Source organism: Bacteroidia bacterium (assembly GCA_025056095.1).
In the GTDB taxonomy this organism is placed as follows: Bacteria; Bacteroidota; Bacteroidia; order JANWVE01; family JANWVE01; genus JANWVE01.
In genome coordinates this window covers 1-3,998 of record JANWVW010000249.1, presented here as the reverse complement: position 1 = coordinate 3,998, position 3,998 = coordinate 1, and the positions used below count along the sequence as shown (strand labels likewise).

At 36.2% G+C, this 3,998-nt stretch carries 5 protein-coding genes; 4 read left to right on the top strand and 1 reads right to left on the bottom strand.

What is annotated here, in order from left to right; all coding sequences use genetic code 11:
- The first annotated feature begins 158 nt into the window (after window positions 1–158).
- The 4 genes from NZ519_12875 to NZ519_12860 all read left to right on the top strand — a co-directional run bounded on the left by NZ519_12875 (window position 159) and on the right by NZ519_12860 (window position 3,295).
- Window positions 159–1,595 (top strand): oligosaccharide flippase family protein, encoded by a 1,437-nt coding sequence (locus tag NZ519_12875; GenBank protein ID MCS7029648.1) that lies wholly within the window; start codon window positions 159–161, stop codon window positions 1,593–1,595.
- 86 nt (window positions 1,596–1,681) lie between these two features.
- On the top strand, window positions 1,682–1,837 hold the full coding sequence (locus tag NZ519_12870) for a hypothetical protein (GenBank protein ID MCS7029647.1): 156 nt from the start codon (window positions 1,682–1,684) through the stop codon (window positions 1,835–1,837).
- Between the two features lie 53 nt (window positions 1,838–1,890).
- Window positions 1,891–2,697 (top strand): peptide chain release factor N(5)-glutamine methyltransferase, encoded by an 807-nt coding sequence (prmC, locus tag NZ519_12865; protein ID MCS7029646.1) that lies wholly within the window; start codon window positions 1,891–1,893, stop codon window positions 2,695–2,697.
- A gap of 49 nt (window positions 2,698–2,746) precedes the next feature.
- On the top strand, window positions 2,747–3,295 hold the full coding sequence (locus NZ519_12860; GenBank protein MCS7029645.1) for a lytic transglycosylase domain-containing protein: 549 nt from the start codon (window positions 2,747–2,749) through the stop codon (window positions 3,293–3,295).
- 3 nt (window positions 3,296–3,298) lie between these two features.
- On the opposite strand, the gene pth is transcribed toward NZ519_12860, so the two are convergent.
- The gene (gene pth, locus NZ519_12855; protein ID MCS7029644.1) at window positions 3,299–3,865 is read right to left on the bottom strand and encodes an aminoacyl-tRNA hydrolase; all 567 of its coding nucleotides are present in this window, start codon (window positions 3,863–3,865) and stop codon (window positions 3,299–3,301) included.
- Between the last annotated feature and the right edge of the window lie 133 nt (window positions 3,866–3,998).

The following is a 3,998-nucleotide window of genomic DNA, read 5'->3' as shown; positions in this document are numbered from 1 at the left end:
AGCGAAGCACCGAAGCGAAGCGTAGTGCGGAATGCCCCGACCCTTGCGTTAGCAAGGGGCACGCCCAAAAAATTAAATTATCTTTCAGAAATAAAATCCAAGTTCAAAAAGTCCCTCAAAAAATAATCCTTTGTTGGGATGTTTTTATTTTTGCAAAAATGACTAAGGCACTTCAAAAATTGCTCTCTCAAACGGCTTTTTATGGCATAAGCAGCTTATTAGGGCGTTTACTGAATTATTTGCTTGTTCCTTTATACACACGCGTATTAGAACCTTCCGAGTACGGCATCGTAACCGACCTAATGGCATACATGAGCTTTATGCTGATAATATACAGCTATGGCATGGAAACTACATTTTTTCGGTTCAGCACTAAAAAAGAATATAATCTCAACGATGTGTATGGAACTATCTTTATGTTAATTACACTTACTTCAACTGCACTGACTACCGTTTTAATTGTCTTTTCAAAACCAATAGCAAGCGGACTATCCTACGAAGCACATCCTCAATACATAGTTTATCTTGCTATCCTACTAGCGCTTGACACTATTTCAGCAATACAATTTGCATGGTTACGTAGGCAGGAAAAAGTTGCTTTGTTTGTAAGTATTCGCTTTGCAAATATTCTGCTCAATATTGCGCTAAATCTTTATTTTGTGGGCTATCTCAAAAAAGGCGTAGAGTACATTTTTATTACAAATGTAGTTGCTTCTTTATTTACGGTTTTAGTTTTGTTCCCTTTGACTTTTCCTAAAAGATTTAGTTTCAAATTGTCTTGGATACCTTCAATGTTGAGGTATGGCAGCCCGCTGCTCATTTCAGGTTTGGCAGGTATGGTCAATGAGAATTTAGATAGGATACTACTCAAACGGTACTTGCCACAAGGCTTTTATCCTGGGCTAAGTAACGATGAAGTCGTAGGAATTTATGGAGCGTGTTACAAGCTTTCAATTTTTGTCAGTTTAGCTGTACAAGCATTTAGATACGGCGCTGAACCTTTTTACTTCAAAAAATCCACAGAAGAAGATGCCAAAGAAACATATAGAAAAATTATGGACTATTTTATACCTGCTGTATTTTTTATTTGTGTTTTTGTAACAGCTTTTTTAGATGAAATAGGTCTTTTATTGGGAAGGAATTTTCGTTCAGGGCTACATATTGTGCCTATTTTGCTATTGGCTAATGCTTTTTTGGGAATATATTACAACTTATCTGTGTGGTATAAAATTACGCAAAAAACCGAATGGGCTGTCTATATTTCTTTGGTCGGCGCACTTTTGACTATACTCATCAACTTTATAGGTATCCCTATCTGGGGCATGATGGCAAGCGTATATGCCACAGTAATAAGCTACGGCACTATGATGACATTGAGCTATTATTTTGGACAAAAATTTTATTCTGTTCCCTATAATTTGACTACCTTCATCAGATATTTTTTGATAACAATAGGTTTTATTGCCTTACTTTTTTATGTGCCGATAAAAGAGTGGCATATTGTAGGTCAGTTTGGGATTAAAATGTTTTTAATCATGATATATGTGGGCGTTTTTTGGTACGATAAAACAAAACGTAAGATGTTTTTGGTTTAGTTTTTTGCATTCCTTGAAATAATTTGAAACCCTTTTGTAATTTTATCGTATAAAACTTAGAGATATTGTAAGGGGGAGTAAGCTTTATGATAGACGAAAAACCAACAAAAAAATCTTTTTGGTCAAGTATATCGAACAGCATTGCTTTTATACTTTCGGGAATAGCTATTATCATTACTTTTTTGATAGGTATAGCAGGCGGAGGTAGCAGTGATGAGGATAAAGACGAGGATGACTTTTAGGTAAAGTGGTTTTATCAGGGCTTGAGATTAAGAAGGATTTGGTTAGCGATATTTTGTGTCTTTATTCAGCCAGTGAGTGTGATGCGATAGCAAGGCAGGTAATTGAGTACGTTACTCAAAAGCCTTACTCCCCCGTTTTTGTTTATGAACTTAACGATGAGAAGTGGAGCGAATACCAACAAATAAAATCGCGCCTACAAAAGTATGAGCCTTTGCAATATATCTTACAAAAAGCTTATTTTTTTGACTTAGAGTTTTATGTTAATCAAAGTGTACTCATTCCACGCCCAGAAACGGAAGAAATGGTAGAATGGCTGATAAACAAAATTAAGCCAGATGCCTGTGGTTCATACCGAAAATTATTGGATATAGGAACAGGAAGCGGTTGTATTGCCATAACTCTTAAAAAAAAATTGCCGAGCTTGGAAGTGTATGCGTGGGAAATTAGTCCTGCGGCAATTGAAGTAGCAGAACACAATGCTATTCAGAACCAAGTAAAAGTGCATTTTTTACAGCAAGATTTATTTCAATCTCCCATAGAAACTGCTTTTTCAAATTTTGATTGTGTTATTTCTAATCCACCTTATATTCCTTGGCAAGAAAAAGCCGCTTTGTCAAAAAATGTTGTAGATTATGAGCCTTATTTAGCATTGTTCGTACCTGATAATAATCCGCTGCTTTTTTATGAAGCAATCGCTTTACGGGCAAAGCATGTACCTGTACCTCTGGTTACAGAAGTGCATCAAAGCTATGCTTATGAGGTAAAAAAACTATATCTAAATATGGGATTGAAGAATGTACAGATTCACAAGGATATATCCAATCATGACAGGTGGGTAACAGCTAATTTTTTATCATAATTAAATGGCATGATTATTGATGATAGCGGTCTGCAAAAATTGATAGGATATGGGACTGAAAAAGAGTTTGAGCAAAGCTGTATTAGCTAGTGCATTTTTGATTGTTCAGGTACAGGCTGCGGAAGGACCTTGTAAAGTCCTTCTACCTCGCCCAAATTTGATATCAACTAACTCATATTCTATTCAGGATTTTATTGTTTCTGAAACAACTAAATACGGCATAGATCCTGATTTTGCTTTAAGTCATGCTTATCTAGAGAGTAATTTTAATTACAAAGCAGTTTCTTCTGCGGGATGTATAGGTTTATTTCAATTTTTACCTTATGTTGCTGAATCGTATTGCAAAACCGCAGAAGAAAAACGTACTTGGAGAGATGATCCCAAAGTTCAAGTGGTTTTATACTGCCGTATGATGAGCTATCTGCTCAAAAAATATAACGGAGATTACGATTTAGCCTTGCTAGAATATGGCGGAGGTCCCAAAGCGGTGTATCGGTATGGCAAAAGCAAAAATTTGCCTTATTTGAAACGCATCCACAAGCACATTTGTATTAAAAAAGTCAAAAAAATTGTCGCAAGTAATTTGGTAACGAACTGACTTTTACTTGTTGTACAAACTCATCAGTTTGTCTATATCTAAAAGACCAAAATTTAAAATTATTTCGGGCATAAGGTCCAGTGCTTTTTGGATAGCTGGTATCTCTTCGTTCTCAAAGGGGCTAAGTACGTATTCGGCTTGTTTTCCTTTGGAGAAATTTTTTCCGATGCCTATGCGTACTCTTGGATACTCTTCCGTACCTAATGTAGCTTGTATATGTTTCAGACCGTTATGTCCGCCATCGCTGCCCTTTTTGCGGATGCGTATTTTACCTACGGGCAAAGAAATATCGTCTGTAATAATTAAGAGATTAGATAGAGGGATTTTAGCTTGTTGAACATAGTAATTAACTGCTTTACCACTTAAATTCATGTAAGTAGTGGGCTTAACTAAAATAAATAAGCGGCCTTTGTACGTAATTTCAGTGGTATAAGCATATCTATTTAGAACAAATTGGGCTTCTTTTTGCTGTGCTAGTTTATCTACTGCCATAAAACCTACGTTATGGCGTGTGCATGTGTATTCTTCCCCAATATTTCCAAGACCTACGATAACAAAAGTATTAGACATTTTTGCAAATCTACATTGCTGTGCTTATTTTATCTACATTAAGTCTAAAAAATTAAATTGATTTTTTGGGCGTGCCCCTTGCTGACGCAAGGGTCGGGGCATTCCGCACTGCGCTTCGCTTCGGTGCTTCGCT

Excerpts from the sequence above, each read along its gene's own strand:
- NZ519_12875 (MCS7029648.1), top strand. The coding sequence starts at position 159 with ATGACTAAGGCACTTCAAAAATTGCTCTCTCAAACGGCTTTTTATGGC.
- NZ519_12870 (MCS7029647.1), top strand. The coding sequence starts at position 1,682 with ATGATAGACGAAAAACCAACAAAAAAATCTTTTTGGTCAAGTATATCG.
- NZ519_12860 (MCS7029645.1), top strand. The coding sequence starts at position 2,747 with ATGGGACTGAAAAAGAGTTTGAGCAAAGCTGTATTAGCTAGTGCATTT.
- pth (MCS7029644.1), bottom strand. The coding sequence starts at position 3,865 with ATGTCTAATACTTTTGTTATCGTAGGTCTTGGAAATATTGGGGAAGAA.